The organism is Roseateles sp. P5_E8 (genome assembly GCF_054177665.1).
Genome location: NZ_JBGCUM010000045.1, coordinates 1 through 14,976 on the forward strand (window position 1 = coordinate 1; position 14,976 = coordinate 14,976).

Annotated in this window: 13 protein-coding genes and 1 pseudogene; 11 read left to right on the top strand and 3 right to left on the bottom strand. The window is 68.6% G+C overall.

The features are described from left to right. Positions 1 to 477 (bottom strand): annotated as a pseudogene (locus tag ACXRVZ_RS21005) (hypothetical protein); the annotation flags it as partial. Between the two features lie 86 nt (positions 478 to 563). Here ACXRVZ_RS21005 and ACXRVZ_RS21010 point away from each other — a divergent pair. The 7 genes from ACXRVZ_RS21010 to ACXRVZ_RS21040 are packed head-to-tail and all read left to right on the top strand — an operon-like array spanning position 564 to position 10,064. Continuing rightward, on the top strand, positions 564 to 4,559 hold the full coding sequence (locus ACXRVZ_RS21010) for a filamentous haemagglutinin family protein (protein WP_458232792.1): 3,996 nt from the start codon (positions 564 to 566) through the stop codon (positions 4,557 to 4,559). A gap of 18 nt (positions 4,560 to 4,577) precedes the next feature. After that, the gene (locus tag ACXRVZ_RS21015; protein ID WP_458232793.1) at positions 4,578 to 6,263 is read left to right on the top strand and encodes a DUF2341 domain-containing protein; all 1,686 of its coding nucleotides are present in this window, start codon (positions 4,578 to 4,580) and stop codon (positions 6,261 to 6,263) included. A 3-nt stretch (positions 6,264 to 6,266) separates the two neighbouring features. Further along, entirely contained in the window at positions 6,267 to 6,677 is a 411-nt protein-coding gene (locus ACXRVZ_RS21020; RefSeq protein ID WP_458232794.1) for an ExbD/TolR family protein, read from the top strand. 3 nt (positions 6,678 to 6,680) lie between these two features. After that, positions 6,681 to 7,082, top strand: coding sequence for an ExbD/TolR family protein (locus ACXRVZ_RS21025; protein ID WP_457422110.1), 402 nt, complete (start codon positions 6,681 to 6,683; stop codon positions 7,080 to 7,082). Further along, positions 7,082 to 7,753, top strand: coding sequence for a TonB C-terminal domain-containing protein (locus ACXRVZ_RS21030; protein ID WP_457422108.1), 672 nt, complete (start codon positions 7,082 to 7,084; stop codon positions 7,751 to 7,753). The genes ACXRVZ_RS21025 and ACXRVZ_RS21030 overlap by 1 nt, the downstream gene beginning before the upstream one ends. Before the next feature lie 14 nt (positions 7,754 to 7,767). Beyond that, positions 7,768 to 9,438, top strand: coding sequence for a putative porin (locus ACXRVZ_RS21035; RefSeq protein WP_458232795.1), 1,671 nt, complete (start codon positions 7,768 to 7,770; stop codon positions 9,436 to 9,438). A 2-nt stretch (positions 9,439 to 9,440) separates the two neighbouring features. Then, on the top strand, positions 9,441 to 10,064 hold the full coding sequence (locus tag ACXRVZ_RS21040) for a hypothetical protein (RefSeq protein WP_457422104.1): 624 nt from the start codon (positions 9,441 to 9,443) through the stop codon (positions 10,062 to 10,064). 260 nt (positions 10,065 to 10,324) lie between these two features. On the opposite strand, the gene ACXRVZ_RS21045 is transcribed toward ACXRVZ_RS21040, so the two are convergent. Then, the gene (locus ACXRVZ_RS21045; RefSeq protein ID WP_457422102.1) at positions 10,325 to 10,456 is read right to left on the bottom strand and encodes a hypothetical protein; all 132 of its coding nucleotides are present in this window, start codon (positions 10,454 to 10,456) and stop codon (positions 10,325 to 10,327) included. 525 nt (positions 10,457 to 10,981) lie between these two features. On the opposite strand from ACXRVZ_RS21045, the gene ACXRVZ_RS21050 reads away from it, so the two are divergent. Next, positions 10,982 to 11,605, top strand: a complete 624-nt coding sequence (locus tag ACXRVZ_RS21050) for a tyrosine-type recombinase/integrase (RefSeq protein WP_457422100.1) — start codon at positions 10,982 to 10,984, stop codon at positions 11,603 to 11,605. A 393-nt stretch (positions 11,606 to 11,998) separates the two neighbouring features. Here ACXRVZ_RS21050 and ACXRVZ_RS21055 read toward each other — a convergent pair whose 3' ends face one another. Next, positions 11,999 to 12,916, bottom strand: a complete 918-nt coding sequence (locus ACXRVZ_RS21055) for a LysR family transcriptional regulator (protein WP_056205443.1) — start codon at positions 12,914 to 12,916, stop codon at positions 11,999 to 12,001. Positions 12,917 to 13,097: 181 nt separating this feature from the next. Here ACXRVZ_RS21055 and ACXRVZ_RS21060 point away from each other — a divergent pair, with 181 nt between their 5' ends. Genes ACXRVZ_RS21060 through ACXRVZ_RS21070 form a run of 3 tightly spaced genes read left to right on the top strand, consistent with a single transcriptional unit; the run spans position 13,098 to position 14,961 of the window. Then, entirely contained in the window at positions 13,098 to 13,676 is a 579-nt protein-coding gene (locus tag ACXRVZ_RS21060; protein ID WP_457422098.1) for a YceI family protein, read from the top strand. 39 nt (positions 13,677 to 13,715) lie between these two features. Continuing rightward, on the top strand, positions 13,716 to 14,324 hold the full coding sequence (locus ACXRVZ_RS21065; protein ID WP_457422096.1) for an FMN-dependent NADH-azoreductase: 609 nt from the start codon (positions 13,716 to 13,718) through the stop codon (positions 14,322 to 14,324). Between the two features lie 46 nt (positions 14,325 to 14,370). Continuing rightward, positions 14,371 to 14,961, top strand: a complete 591-nt coding sequence (locus ACXRVZ_RS21070; RefSeq protein WP_457422094.1) for an NADPH-dependent F420 reductase — start codon at positions 14,371 to 14,373, stop codon at positions 14,959 to 14,961. Positions 14,962 to 14,976 lie beyond the last annotated feature (15 nt).

Consider the following 14,976-nt stretch of genomic DNA (forward strand, 5'->3'; position numbering starts at 1 on the left):
CGCCGAGTCCGTCGCCCGCACCCGCACCCAGCCCGACCCCAGCACCTGTGCCGGCGCCATCGCCCACACCGRCCCCCGTCCCGGCACCGGTCCCTGCGCCTGTGCCCACACCTGCACCCGAGCCGGCACCGTCTCCGGTCCCAGCACCCTCGCCCACACCGGCGCCAACGCCCAGCCCGGCACCGGTCCCTGCCCCAGCGCCGGTGCCCACGCCTGCGCCCGAACCGGGTCCGGCACCAGCACCGACACCCGCACCGGTCCCTGCGCCGTCGCCCACACCAGCACCAACGCCCAGCCCGGCACCAGTTCCTGCCCCAGCGCCGGTGCCCACGCCTGCGCCCGGGCCTGGTCCGGCACCGGCACCGACACCCGCACCGGTCCCTGCGCCGTCGCCCACACCAGCGCCAACACCCAGCCCGGCACCGGTCCCTGCCCCAGCGCCGGTGCCCACGCCAGCGCCCGAGCCAGGTCCGGCACCGTCCCCGGTGCCCGCTCCGGCGCCTGTCCCCGCTCCCGTGCCTACGCCGGCACCGGTTCCCGCGCCTGCACCAACGCCCGCTCCCGTGCCTGTGCCCGCGCCGTCCATCGGCAACGGGCCGTCCACCGGCAACACGCAGCCACCCGCACCGCCGCTGCCGCCACCGCCGCGACCCTCCATCGGCGATGGCGACACGACGGGCACGGCGCAGCCGCCCGGCCCGCCCTTGGCACCCGCACCGCCCGCGCCCACTGCCCAGGGCAGCAGCCGCGCCCTCGCGCTGGCGCTGGCAGCCACAAGCACCGCCAGCATGCCGTCCGACGGCAACGGCCCATCCACCGGCAGCACGCAGCCGCCCAGCCCGCCTGGCGCTACGCCCTCACCGGCCCCGGCGCCCACAACACCGACACCTCCTCCACCCCCACCACCGCCGCCAGCCGCAACGCCCAACGGCCCACTGGGCCTGGCCCGTGTCGTGGCCGACAACGAGGCCTTCATGGGCGAAGGCCTGCAGACGGCCCAGGCCATCGCCGCGCGGGTGAGCGCAGCGCAGCCGGCACTGGCGGCGACGGTGCGCATACGCGCTGGCGTCGAGCTGCAGTCAGCGGGTGACCTGCTGCTGTCGGCCGACTGGCGGCTGCCCACCTTGAGCAACGCCCAGATCGCCGCAGCGCCGCACGCCGCCGAGGCCGCGCTGACCCTGCGCGCCGCCGGTGACGTGACGCTGCAGGCTTCCTTGAGCACCGGCCTGCGCGAGTCGCCGGCGGCGGCGGGCCAGTGGGTCGCGACCTCGTCGCGCGCTGGTGCCATCCGCATCGCGGCGGGTGCCGACCTGGGCGCGGCCGATGCGATGGCCACGCGCAACGACGCCACCGGCTCGGTGCTGATCGGCAGCGCCGACGCCAACGCCGCCGCCGTGCAGTTGCGCAGCAGCACCGGCCGCATCACGGTGGCCGCCGCGCAGGACATCCGCTGGCTGGACGGCCGCGCCACCATCGCCACGCTGGGCGTGCCCGTGACCGGCAGCAGCGCCGAGCCAGCCACCGTGCAAGCAGGCGCTAACGCGATGCGCGCGCTAACCGTCAACGGCAGCACCGGCCAACCCTCGCCCGGCAACGGCGACACGACCGGCAACACCCAGCCACCCGCCCCGCCGGGCAGCACGCCGGCACCTGCACCCACACCTGCCCCTACACCCGCGCCAACGCCGGCCCCCGCCCCTGCACCCGGCACGCCCGACCCACTGCCACAGACGCCCTACACGTCGCTGCTTGAGAACCTCGCGCCCGCGCTGGACGACTCGGGCCTGCTGCCCTTCACCCAGGGCGGCGGCGCCATCCGGCTGACGGCCGGTCGCGACGTCGTCGGCCAGGCGGCCAGCGCCGAGCAGCGCTATGGCACAGGCTGGATGTGGCGCGCCCAGGGCGTGCTGGACGGCACGGTGGCCTGGTTCGCACGCAGCGACCTGTTCGCGCAAGGCGTGGCCACGCTGGGCGGCGGCTCAGTCCAGGTGCAGGCCGGCCGCGACGCGGTGCAGGTGCATGCAGCAGCCGCCAGCTCGGGCTTCCTGGCAGCAAGGAGCAGCAGCACCAGCAACGACCTGCCGCAAACCTTGCAGCAGTTCGGCGGCGGCAGCGTGTCGGTCAGCGCCGGGCGGGACGTCGTCAGCGGCCAGTTGCTGGCCTCGCGCGGCGTTGACGTGTCGGCCGGCGGCGCGGTGCGCACGCAGGCGGGCGCCAACCCGCAGCTGGACCCGGGCCTGCAGCTGATTTACCAGGACGGTGCGCTGCGCGTGCAGGCAGGCGGCAACGCCACGCTGGCGAGCGCCCGCAACCTGGCGCTGGCCCTGCCGTCCAACGCCAACAAGGGCGCCCTGGGCGAAGGCCTGGCCACGCCGATGCTGGACGCCGACGCGCAGCTGCTGATGCAGAGCGCGGCCGGCTCGATCAGCTATCTGGGCGCCGGCCAGCCGCTGGAGAACAGCGCCGGTGGCCAGACGACGCCGGGCCGTGTCGTGCCGGTGGACCTGCGCCTGCTCGCACCGCAAGGCGGCATCAGTGCCAGCAACCTGTGGCAATGGAGCACCGCGGCCGACCCGCAGCGGGCACGTAGCTGGGTCGCCGCGCGCGACGCGGTCAGCCTGGACGGGCTGCAGGCGCTGGCCCTGGGCACGCCGCAGACGCCCGCCGCCGCGAGCATGGAAGACCTGGCCAACCTGACCCTGCCCGAAGCGCAGCGGCTGACACGCAACACGCTGGGTCAGGCCCAGTTGGACCAGAGCGGGCGCGCGCCCGTGCTGCTGTTGTCGGCCGCGGGCGACCTGCAGCTGGACAACCTCGTGTCGACCCGCCCGCTGACCGCCGCGGCCGGGCGCGACGTGCGCGTGTCTAACGTCACCATCCAGCAGCAACCCGCCACCACCGGCAACCCCAGCGAGCTGAGCCTGCTGCAGGCCGGCCGCGACATCCGCTTCAGCGCCGGCCTCGGCCTGGAGATCGCCGGCCCAGGCGACCTGCTGGTGCTGGCCGGCCGCGATGTGGACCTGTCCACCAGCACCGGCATCGTCGCGCGCGGCAACCTGTCCAACAGCGCGCTGCTGCCCGAGGGCGGTGCGCGGCTGACCGTCGTGGCCGGTCTGAGCGCCGAGGGCGACGACTACGCACGCGCCAGCGCCGCCGGCTTCCAGGTGCTGGGCGCCTCGGGCCTGACGGGCAAGCTGGGCCAGGCTTGGCTGCTGCTGGGCGGCACGGGCACGGCGGCGGCCTTCGATGCCGCCGCGCCGACAACGCAACTCGACCTGCTGCGCCAGCGCTTCGGCGCGCTAACGGTGGACCGCCTCGTCGCCGAGCAGGTGCGCTCCCAGCCGGCGCGGGCCGAGAGCCTCGACCAGCGCGCCCGTCAGGCCGCCCTGCTTGGCAAGCCGGTGGACGACCCGGCCGTGACGGCGGCGTTGGCCACGCAGACCAGCCTGCTGCAGCCCGCCTGGTCGGACCTAAATGACGCCCAGGCCGTGAAGCAGCTTGGCCAGCTCGGCACCGCCCAACAGGCCCTGCTCGTCAGCCGCGTGCTGATGGACGGCCTGGCGACGCAAGCCGCGCCGGCACGCGCCTCGGCGCTGGCCCAGCTCGCCGCGACGGTGGACCTGGCCAAGCTGGCCGACTACGTCGCGTTGATGGGCGGCGAGCGCGGTGTGGACGCGGCGGACACGCTGCGCCGCTTCGAGGCCCTGCCTCTGGAGCGCCAGATCCCATGGTTGAACCGCGTGCTGGTGGGCGAGCTGCGCAGCGCCGGCCGCGCCGCCTCGGTGCTGGAAGGTGACGAGCGCTGGTCCGCCTATGCCCGCGGCTACCAGGCGGTCAACCTGCTGTTCCCGCTGGGCCAGAGCGGCCGAGCGGCGGCCCAGGTTCGCATGCCCACCAGCCAGATCAAGACGCTGCAGAACGCCGACATCACCGTGCTCAACCCCGGCGGCGGCGTCAATGCCGGCGAGGTCACGGCGGGCGCCAAGTCGGCCACCGAACTGGGCATCGTCACCGTCAACGGCGGCGACGTGTCGGCCGTCGTGGCGCAGAACTTCGATGTCAACCAGTCGCGCGTGTTCACCCTCGGCCAGGGCAACCTGCTGATGTGGTCGTCGGCCGGCAACATCGACGCGGGCCGCGGCGCCAAGACCGTGACCGGCGCGCCGGCCCCGGTGCTGCGGCTGGACAGCAACGGCAACCTCGTCTTCGACACCTCGGGCTCGTTCAGCGGCTCAGGCATTGCCGTGCTGTCGGCCGGCAACGACCTGGACCTCTACGCGCCCACCGGCGAGATCAATGCCGGCGAGGCGGGCATCCGCTCCAAGGGCAATGCCTTCCTGGGCGCGGATCGCCTCGTCAATGCCAACGACATCCAGGTGTCGGGCACGCGTGCCGGCGCGACGGCCGACGTGGCCCTCGCCGTGCCCATCGCCGTGCCGACCACGCCCACAGGCGCCGCCCAGGCCGCCGCTGCGGCGGACAGCGACAAGGACAAGGACGAGCGCCGCCGCCGGCGCCGCAACCTGCTGCTGGAGTTCCTGGGCTTCGGCTCCTCCTGATTCGAGAAAACACAAGCCATGCGCAAAGCACTCACTGCACTCATCCTCGCTGCCCTACTGCCGGCCACCGCCCACGCCTGGTGGAACCCCGACTGGAGCGAGCGCGCCAAGATCACGCTGAACACGTCGAGCCAGGGGCTGGAGACCAAGGAAGCCGCCAACGGTGTGGCCGTGGCCGTGCGCCTGCACTCGGGCAACTTCGATTTCACGGCTGCCAAGGAGGACGGCAGCGACCTGCGCGTGGTGGCCGGCGACGACAAGACGCCGCTGAAGTTCAGCGTCGAGCGCTTCGACTCGGTCAACGAACTGGCCGTGCTGTGGGTGCAGTTGCCCAGCGTGCTGCCGGGCACGGACAAGAACGTTTTCTACGTCTACGGCGGCAATGCCAAGGCGGGCGCCGAAGGCGACGCCAACGGCTTTGACGCAGCCACCGTCATCGCGCTGCATTTCAGCGACAAGCCGGCGGGGGCCGACCAGCTCGGCGCCGTGAAGCCGCAGGGCACGCTGGTCACCGAACCCAACGGGCTGCTCGCCACCAGCGCCAAGCTGACGGGCGAGGCGGTCGTCTATGCGCTGTCCGACAAACCGGTCACTGACGCGGGCAACCAGCTGACGGTGAGCCTGTGGGTCAAGCTCGACGACGTGCAGCGCGCGACGCTGCTGAACTGGGGCGGGCTGACGCTGAGTCTGAACGGCGGCAAGGTCGTGGCGCGCGCAGACAAGGCCGAGGTGTCAGGAGGCGAAGTACCGGTGGCGCGATGGACGCAGGTCGCGCTGCGCATCGGCCTGGGCAAGGCGACCTTGTTCGTCAATGGCGCGCAGGTCGCGCAGGGCGACCTCGCCACGCCAGCCCTAGGCAGCAGTCTGCGCCTGGGCGAAGGCGCGCGCGGCCTGATGGACGAGGTGCAGGTGGCGGCCACGCTTCGCAGCGCGGAGTGGATCGCCGTCGCGGCTGGCGCACAGGGCGCGGAGAGCAAGCTGGTGGCCTCCACCCGCGAAGCCAAGGACGCCGCCGAGGCCGAGGGCGAGAGCCACGGCTACATGGGCGTGCTCGTCAAGAATCTGACGGTGGACGCCTGGGTCGTCATCGGCATCCTGGGCGTCATGTTCGCCATTGCCTGTTGGGTGATGGTCACCAAGGGCGTGCTGGTCACGAAAGTGGCGCGCGCCAACCGCAGCTTCGTGCTGAAGTTCCGCGAGGCCAACGAGGAGCTGCTGAAGCTGGAGACGCACGCGCCGCATCCGGCCTCGCCCATCTACCGGCTCTACCAGGCGGGCATTCGCGAGCTGGCCAAGCGCAAGGTGGGCGAGGCCGGCGCCAAGCCGCTGTCGGGCGCGTCGCTGGACGCGGTGAAGGCCTCGGTGGATGCCGACTACGTGCGCGAGAACGCGCAACTCAATTCCGGCATGGTGCTGCTGACCATCGCCATCTCGGGCGGGCCTTTCCTGGGCCTGCTGGGCACGGTGGTCGGCGTGATGATCACCTTCGCCGCGATTGCCGCAGCGGGCGACGTGAACGTGAACGCCATCGCGCCGGGCATTGCGGCGGCACTGCTGGCGACGGTGGCCGGCCTGGGCGTTGCGATCCCGGCGCTGTTTGGCTACAACTACCTGGCGGCGCAGATCAAGAACGCGACCTCGGACATGCAGATCTTCATCGACGAGTTCATCACTCGCGTGGCCGAGCTGTACGGGGCGCCCTGAGCCATGTCCGCCGACATCAAGGGCGACAACCAGCTCTACGACGACATCAACGTCACGCCGATGCTGGACCTCGCCTACGTGCTGCTGGTCGTCTTCATCATCCTGACGACCGCGTCGGTGCAGGGCGTGAAGGTGAAGTCGCCCGAGACGCAGGCCGCCAACAACCTCGCCAAGCCGCAGACGCGGGCCATCACGATCACGGCGGATGGGGCGGTGTACCTGGATGCCTACCCGGTGGACATGGAGCAGTTGAGCCGGTCGCTGGCTCAGTACAAGGCAGCCAATCCGTCACTGCCCGTCGTGCTGAAGGCGGACGCGGCCGCGCAGTACGAGAAGGTGATGCAGGTGTTGGAGGTGGCCAAGAAGCTGGACATCACGGAGATCGGCCTCGTCACCAAGCGGGCGGGGAGCTAGGCCATGCAAGTCAACCAGGACGCAAAGCCCTACGACAGCATCAACGTCACGCCGATGCTGGACCTCGCCTACGTGCTGCTCGTCGTCTTCATCCTGATGACGACCGCCTCCGTGCAAGGCATGCACATCACCATGCCCAAGCCGAGCAACAAGCCCAGCACCGAGAAGCACGACCTGAAGATCGTACAGGTCATGCCCGACGGCGGTGTGCTGCTGAACGGCGTGGGCGTGAGCCTCTCGGAGCTTGAGGCCCAGCTCATCGCCGCCAAGCAACGCGACGCCCAGATGTCCGTCGCCATCAAGGGCGACGCCCGTACGCAGTACGCCAGCGTCATCGCCGTCATCGACCTGTGCAACAAGCTGCAGGTCAACATGGGGCTGGTGACGAGCCGGATCGGCACGTGATGAAGACGAGCCACATCAAGGGCCTCGTCGCGGCAGCCTGCCTGCTGCTGGGCCTGGCCGTCTGGTGGGCCGTCAAGGGCATCAAGACCGACTCGCCCAAGCGCCAGGTCGCCAAGATCTCCATCCTGCCCGACACGCCGCCGCCCCCTCCCCCGCCGCCCAAGGAGGAGAAGAAGGAGCCGCCCAAGGAAGAGCCCAAGCAGGTCATGCGCGAGGAGCAGATCAAGCAGGCCGAGGCGCCCAGGCCAGCGGAGTCCATCAAGATGGAAGGCGCGGCGGGCGACGGGCCCAGCGCCTTCGCGGCCGGCAGCGTGGCCAAGGACTACGCGGGTGGCGCGCCGACAACCGGCTCTGGTGGCCCGGCCGGCACGGCCTCCGACCGCGCGCAGGAGCGCTTCTACGCCAACACCGCACGCCAGTTGCTGCAGGGCGAGATCGAGCGGCATCTGAAGGCCGACGCCGAGCAACTGACCGCGACGTTCTCGATCTGGCTGGACCGCGACGGCGGCATCCAACGCTTCGAGCTGGCCCCCAGCGGCAACGACAGCAATGACGGCGCCCTGCGCGCCGCCCTCGACGAAACACGCCGCCAGTTCAAGCTGCCGCCGCCCCCGGCGCTGGCACTGTCACAGCCCATGCGCTTCCGCCTGAGCGTGCGGCCGCAAGCCTAAGCCCCCAAACGATCATGAAACCCATCCTCACGCTGCTGACAGCCGCCCTTCTCGCGACCGCCCTGCCTGCCCACGCGCAAACGTCCGACAAGGAAGAACTCGCCCGCCTGCGCGCGACGACGCAAGCCCTCATCGACGCCCTCGTGGCCCAGGGCCTGCTGACGCGCGACAAGGCCGAGGCCATCCTGAAGCAGGCCCAGGTGGCGGCCACCGCGCCCCAACCCGGCACATCAGCGCAACCGCAGGCCGACGCTTCCAAACCCAACGTGCTGCGCATTCCCTACGTGCCCGAGACCGTGCGCCAGCAGATGCGCGAGGAGATCAAGGCCGAGGTGCTCGCGCAGGCCCGGGGCGAGCGTTGGGGCCAGCCGGATGCGCTGCCCGAGTGGATCGGCCGCATCAAGGTCAGCGGCGACCTGCGCGTGCGCGGTCAGGCCGAGTTCTTCGACAAGGACGCCAACGTGCCCGCCGAGGTCTACCGCGCCCAGACGGCCTCGCCGGCGTGGTCGCCCGACCTGAGCAACACCACCACCGACCGCCAGCGCCTGACGCTGCGCGGCCGGCTGGAGGTGGATGCCCGCTTGAGCGACCAGGTGCTGGCCAGCGTGCGCATCGCCACCGGCAGCACGGGCAACAGCGCCACGTCCACGTCGCAGACGCTGGGCAACGACTTCAACCGCTACACGCTGGGGCTGGACCGGGCCTACATCCGCTGGCAACCACCGTTGTTCACCAACGGCCTTTCGGCGGATTTCGGCCGCATGCCCAACCCCTTCTTCAGCACGGACCTGGCCTGGCCCGACGACCTCGCCTTCGACGGCGTGGCTGCCAAGCTCAGCCATGCGTTCACGCCGCAGCGCGGGCTGTTCGCGACGGCCGGCGTGTTCCCGCTGGAAGAGCTGAACCTGTCCACCAAGGACAAGTGGCTGCTGGGCGCGCAGGTCGGCGGCGAGATCGACCTGGCACGCGGCGTGCAGCTCAAGCTGGGCGTGGCGGCCTACGACTTCCGCCACATGCAGGGCCAGCGCGAGAGCAACCCACCGCCCAGCGGCCCGCGCAATGGCGCGACCGACTACTTCGCGTCGCAGTACCCGGCCAGCCTGCGCCTGAAGGGCAACACGCTGATCAACCTGAACGACCCGACCAGCACCGCCGCGCCGACCTGGGGCCTGGCGTCCAAGTTCCGCCCCATCAACCTCACGGCCAGCCTGCAGCTGGACGGCGTGCTGCCGGTGCCCGTGGGCCTGACGCTGGACTGGATCAAGAACACCGGCTTCGACCTGAAGGACATCGAGGCCCGCGCAGGCGTGCCGCTGGCCGACCTGAAGGAGAAGACGACGGCGGTGCAGGGACGCCTCCAGGTCGGCGCGCCGAGACTCTCGCGACGCGACGACTGGCAGGCCTTCGCCGCCTACCGGCTGGTGCAGCGCGACGCGTGGATCGATGGCTTCACCGACACGACCTGGCACCTGGGCGGCACCAACTACAAGGGCTGGAGCCTGGGCGGCAACGTCGGCCTGGACAAGAACTTCTGGGTCAGCGGCCGCTGGACGAGCACGCGCAACCTCGACGACGGTGTGCGCTTCCTGGCGGTGCCGGGCGACGCCTCGTCGCTCAGCGGCAACCTCAGCAGCGCGCCGCTGCGCATCGAGGTCTTCCAGATCGACCTGAACGCGAGGTTCTGATGATGAAGCGCTTCGCCATCGCCCTGCTCGCCGTCGCCAGCCTGGCCGCCCAGGCGCAGGACGCCAAGCCCTCCAAGGAACGCGAGGCCCTGCGCCGCGCCCAGGCCGCGCTGCGCACCTCGCAAGAGCAACAGAGCTCCCTGCAGGCCGACAAGGCCAAGGCGGAAGCCGACTTGGCTGCGGCGCAGAAGGCGGCCACCGCCGCACGCGCGCTGGCCGGCAGCACTGCCGCCCGGCTCAAGGCGCGCGACGCCGAGCTGCAGGCCCTTCAAGCTCAGCTGCAAGCTGCCCGCGACGCGCAGACCCGCTTCGAGGCGGAGTCCGTCAAGCGCGAGCAAGCGCTGCAACAGCAGGTGCTGGCCGCCCGCCAGGAAGGCGCAGACCGCCAGCAGGCAAACCAGGCCCTGACCCAGCTGCTGGAGCGCAGCACCGTGGCGCTGACCGACGCCGAGGCCAAGAACCGCAAGCTCCATGCGATTGGTGAGGAACTGGTGCAGCTCTATACCGGCCGCTCGCCACTGGACAAGGCGCTGCTGCACGATCTACTCCTCGGCCTCACCGCCGTGCGCCTGGAGGATCTCGCCGAGAAGCATCGCGCCGCGCTTGAGGCGAACCGGGTTCGCTGAGGCGGCTGAATGTCGACACGTAGTCCGAACGGACCACGGCATACCGTTTGCTGCCGTGGACGGCCAACATTGAAAGGTCAGCAACAGCCTGTTGCCGAGGTTCGGCGAGTTTCCGCTTTGGGCACGATCCTGACCGTCATCATTGAGTCGGCGGTAGCTCCGTGCGTGGCCGACATTCACAGGCGCAAGCTGTTCGCCTGGAGGCAGTCGTTCGCATTGCCAATGCCGGACTCGTCGACCTCTCGCCACAAAGGCGTGAGCTAACGACGCCTCGATCCGTCTTCGGCGCTGGAAAAGTCTTGCAGAAGATTGCTGCACTCCTGACGCCGGGCAGCGGGCGCCATGGCGCGAAGTTTCTGCGCGATGGCGTTGCCGGCGACGTCCAGGTTCATGGGTGCACCGTTCGGATCCTTGAACTGCGCGCTGAGCGAGCGTCCTAGAGCGATGTGCTTCCAGTTGGCGGCACGCCAGTTGGTAAACCTTGGCAAAAAACTCTGACATGAAGTCGGGAATCGATTCATTACAGGCACGAGCCAAGAACATGACGGCGCCGTCCCGCATATAGAAGTTCATGGCCGTCATGGTGTCGGGTTCGTCGTCGACAGTGCGTTCCTGCGCTACCGCGCTTGCCGCTACCAGGAAGCCGATACAAGTGGCTACGAGACTTCGAAAGCAATCGCCATTCAATTGACCTTGTGATTTCGGGCTTAGAGCCGCCCAACTTAACGCTACACACTCAAACTCGCAGTCGGATCCCCATCATGGGGGAAGCAAACTGCGCGACTGGCAGTTCCTGGCCGACAGCGTAAGGTCAACCAGGCGCCGGAAAGCTGACCCTCGTGCAGCGGACGGCAGCCAGCACGGTAAGCGCCATAAAAGCGCATGCTTGTTGGCCCTCAACTCGATGGGAGACCATCATGGGATCAGCAGCCAACACCCTGTCGCGCGAGCCCTGGAACAAGGGCAAGATCGTCGGCCAGAAGGCACCTTTCAAGGTCAAGGACATCTGGGCACTCCGAGTCCGGCTTCAAATGGAGAGCCGCGTTCGCGAGCTCGCGCTGTTCAATCTGGGCATCGACAGCAAGCTTCGGGGTTGCGACCTCGTCTCGCTCAAGGTGCGAGATGTCTGCCACGGCGACGCTGTGGCCAGCCGCGCGGTGGTGATGCAGCAAAAGACTCAGCGCCCCGTTCAGTTCGAGATCACGTCGGTGACCCGCGAAGCCGTGCAGCGTTGGATCAAGCAAGCGGGACTGAGATCTGACGGTTTCCTGTTCCCAAGCCGCATGCACTCCTCGCCGCATCTTGGGACGCGACAGTACGCCCGAATCCTGGAAGGCTGGGTGGAGGAACTCGGCCTTGACCCTGCCGACTACGGGACGCATTCGATGCGAAGGACCAAGGCGACGTTGATCTATCGCCGGACCAGGAATCTGCGCGCCGTGCAACTGCTGCTTGGGCACACAAAATTGGAGTCAACGGTGCGGTACCTCGGCATTGAGGTTGATGACGCACTCGAGATCTCCGAACAGACGGAAATCTGAGCGAGGCAACGGTCGTCGCCGCCCAGCGGGCCGGGTCGGCCGCTCGCAACGGGGCTCCCGGGAGACCGGACCGGCTGAACTCCAGCCGGTTCCGGACATTCGATGTCGCAGTTCCTTGAGCAGCTTGGTGCCCAAAGCCGAAGTTCCGGATCCGCGGCGATGGACAGCACTGCAGCGAGTGCCGTCATCTGCGGCAGGTCGCCGGGTTCACGGTCTTGGACAGGAAGCAGTCGTCGAGTCACCTGTCGACATGGCAGCATCGACTGCCTTCGAGCGGCGAGGGTGCGCCACACGCACCTCACCCCGACATCTCTGCAGCGGAAGCTGCAAGCAACCGTCCGATCGCTCAAGCGTCATCTGGGTATCCCTGAAAGAGCCTTCCTGCCGAAGGCATCATGGCAGTTCCCGCAAGTTCTCCCAGGACCGCTTCAAGTGGTCAATGAACCACCTGCCCGCGGGCCCGGGCGGTTCGGAAGCCGGGTGATACGCGGACATGGTCAACATGAAGCCCGTCCGCGGCATGTCGTCCACATCGAGGACAACCAGGGTGCCGTCAGCGATGTCCTTCTCGACCATGTGCAGTGGCATGCCGCCCCAGCCGACGCAGTCCTTCAGGAAGGCGTACTTGGTCGACAGATCGGCTAGGCGCCAGGTCGACGGCGACACCACGCCGTAGTCGCGTCCTGCCATCAGGTCTGATCGGTCGGTGAGCACCAGCTGGACGTGCTTCGCCAGCTCGCTCCGGGGAATCCGATCTGCCCATGCCGCGAGCGGATGGTTCGCCGCGGCGACCGATACCAGGGGCAATTCGCCCAAGCGCTCGCTCACCAGCGACGGGAACGTCACAGCCGGCAAGGTCGAGAGAATGCCCAAACTGCACCGCCCATCCAGCACGGGCTGGTAAGCCGCTCCCAGGCCCTCCACGAACAGGCGCAACGGCGTAAGAGGGAATTGGCTCGCAAATGCCTTTGCGGCAGCGCTGACGAGCGCAGTGGGGAAGAACACGTCAACCACCACCGAGAGCTCGGTCTCCTGGCCTGCCGCCATCAGCTTGGCTCGGGCCTTCAGCGTGTCCACACCAGACACGATGTTGCGGGCGTCGGCCAGCAGAAGCACACCCTCCGCGGTGAGCTTCGGAAACCGGCCTGAGCGGTCGAAGAGCACCACGCCGATTTGCTGCTCCAACCCGCTGACCCAGCCGCTCACCGCTGACTGCACGCGGTTGAGCTTGCGTGCGGCGGCGGAAAAGCTGCCCTCGTCCACCGCGGCGATAAACGTCCTGAGCTGGTCCAAGGAAACGCCGTCGAGCAATTGAGACTCCTTCCATCTCTTAAACAGATGGATCGAATCTCAATATACCGGCTTCTCAGAATGGAAGCCGGTCTCCATCATTCGTTCCCATGCAGCCATCGCTGCAAAGGATAGGAGGCAGCAGGGACCCATCTCTGTTTTAGCCCCAGTTTCTGCAAGCCACCCTCAAAGGACCCGTCCCATGCGCAAGACCCTCATCGCGGCCGCACTGGCCGCCGCCACCACACTCGTCGGCACTGCTCACGCGGAAGTCGCAACCTACAGCATCGACCCCACGCACACCTACGTGACCTTCGAGGTCACCCACTTCGGCACTTCGACCAACCGCGGTCGGTTCGACAAGAAGAAAGGAACCGTTCAACTCGACAAGGCGGCCAAGACCGGCAAGGTCGAACTGACGCTCGAGACCGGCTCCATCAGCACCGGCACGGCCGCGTTCGACCAGCACCTGCAGAGCGACAACTTCCTCAACGCCGCCGCGTTCCCGACGGCCAAGTTCGCCGCCAGCACGTTCAGCTTCAACGGCGACAAGCTCAGCGAAGTCGCGGGGCAACTCACGCTGCTGGGCAAGACCCTCCCCGTCATGCTGAAGGCCTCCAACTTCAACTGCTACACGAACCCCATCCTCAAGCGCGAGGTGTGCGGCGGCGACTTCGAGACCACGATTCAGCGCAGCCAATGGGGCATGGGCTGGGGCATCAACTTTGGCATCCCCGACACCGTGAAGCTCGCCGTGCAGGTCGAAGCCGTCAAGCAGTAAGCCCGCTGCGAACCACCCCCACCCACTTCGAGACCCAACATGCAACTCCTTCATCTTGACTCCAGCGCCCTCGGCGCCGCGTCCGTCAGCCGCCAGCTGACCGCTGAAATCGTCGCCCGCCAAAAGGCGCTTCACCCGGACATCCGGGTGACCTATCGGGACCTTGCAGCCGACCCCGCCTTGCACCTCACCGGCGCTCATATGGCCGCGCGCATGGGTGCTACCAGCGACGACGCCACCATCAACGCCGACCTGGTCAAGGGCAACGCCTACATGGATGAGCTGTTCGCCGCGGACGTCCTCGTCATCGGCGCCCCCATGTACAACCTGTCGATTCCGACGCCGCTCAAGGCCTGGATCGACCGCGTCGCTGTGGCCGGCAAGACTTTCCAGTACACCGCGACCGGGCCGCAAGGGTTGCTCAAGGGCAAGAAGGCGTTCATCGCTTCGGCGCGGGGCGGCGTCTACTCGGCCGGCAGCCCGGCTGCTGCGCTCGAGCACCAGGAAAGCTACCTCATTGGCCTGCTGGCCTTCCTCGGTGTGACCGACGTGAAGGTCGTGCGCGCCGAAGGCATCGCGTTCGGGCCGCAAGCCAAGGATGCCGCTATTGCCAAGGCCTTGCAAGACATTGAGGCGATTGCGGCCTAAAGGGCACGCGCTTCGCAAATCTCAAACCCCCATCGAAAGAATCATCATGACCTCCTACTCCATCATCGGTTCCGGCAACGTCGGCACCGCCCTGGCCCGTCACTTCGCCCGCAGCGGCATTTCCGTTCGGATCGCCAACACGCGCGGCCCCGAGTCCATTGCATCGCTTGCCGCTGAACTTGGCGACAAGGTGGTTCCCGTCGCGTTGCAGGACGCTCTTGCGGCCGACGTCGTCATCCTGGCTGTTCCGTTCCGTGCTCACGCAGCGGTCGGCGGAGCCCTCTCGAACTGGTCTGGCAAGGTCGTTGTAGACGCGATGAACACCTACGGCATCTCGCCGGAAGAGTTGAAGGGGCAGGCTTCCACGGACGTGGTGGCTGCCGCTTTCCCAGGCGCGAAGGTGGTCAAGACGCTGAACCAGCTGCCGGCCAAGCTGCTCGCGCAAGACCCCGCGGTCAACGGTGGTCGGCGTGTCATGTTCGTGTCGAGCAACGACGCCGGCGCTGAGGCGGCGATGGCCAAGCTGGTCGCGGACCTGGGCTTCGCGCCGGTCCCTCTGGGCAGGGCGAACGAGGGCGGGCTGCTGATCGGTATGGGCGGGCCGCTGATCCTGCAGAACCTCATCAAGCTGAGCTGACTGCCGCCCACGGGT

Coding starts and splice junctions, on each gene's coding strand:
- ACXRVZ_RS21015 (WP_458232793.1), top strand. CDS start 4,578: ATGCGCAAAGCACTCACTGCACTCATCCTCGCTGCCCTACTGCCGGCC.
- ACXRVZ_RS21020 (WP_458232794.1), top strand. CDS start 6,267: ATGTCCGCCGACATCAAGGGCGACAACCAGCTCTACGACGACATCAAC.
- ACXRVZ_RS21025 (WP_457422110.1), top strand. CDS start 6,681: ATGCAAGTCAACCAGGACGCAAAGCCCTACGACAGCATCAACGTCACG.
- ACXRVZ_RS21030 (WP_457422108.1), top strand. CDS start 7,082: ATGAAGACGAGCCACATCAAGGGCCTCGTCGCGGCAGCCTGCCTGCTG.
- ACXRVZ_RS21035 (WP_458232795.1), top strand. CDS start 7,768: ATGAAACCCATCCTCACGCTGCTGACAGCCGCCCTTCTCGCGACCGCC.
- ACXRVZ_RS21040 (WP_457422104.1), top strand. CDS start 9,441: ATGAAGCGCTTCGCCATCGCCCTGCTCGCCGTCGCCAGCCTGGCCGCC.
- ACXRVZ_RS21045 (WP_457422102.1), bottom strand. CDS start 10,456: ATGAACCTGGACGTCGCCGGCAACGCCATCGCGCAGAAACTTCGCGCC.
- ACXRVZ_RS21050 (WP_457422100.1), top strand. CDS start 10,982: ATGGGATCAGCAGCCAACACCCTGTCGCGCGAGCCCTGGAACAAGGGC.
- ACXRVZ_RS21060 (WP_457422098.1), top strand. CDS start 13,098: ATGCGCAAGACCCTCATCGCGGCCGCACTGGCCGCCGCCACCACACTC.
- ACXRVZ_RS21065 (WP_457422096.1), top strand. CDS start 13,716: ATGCAACTCCTTCATCTTGACTCCAGCGCCCTCGGCGCCGCGTCCGTC.
- ACXRVZ_RS21070 (WP_457422094.1), top strand. CDS start 14,371: ATGACCTCCTACTCCATCATCGGTTCCGGCAACGTCGGCACCGCCCTG.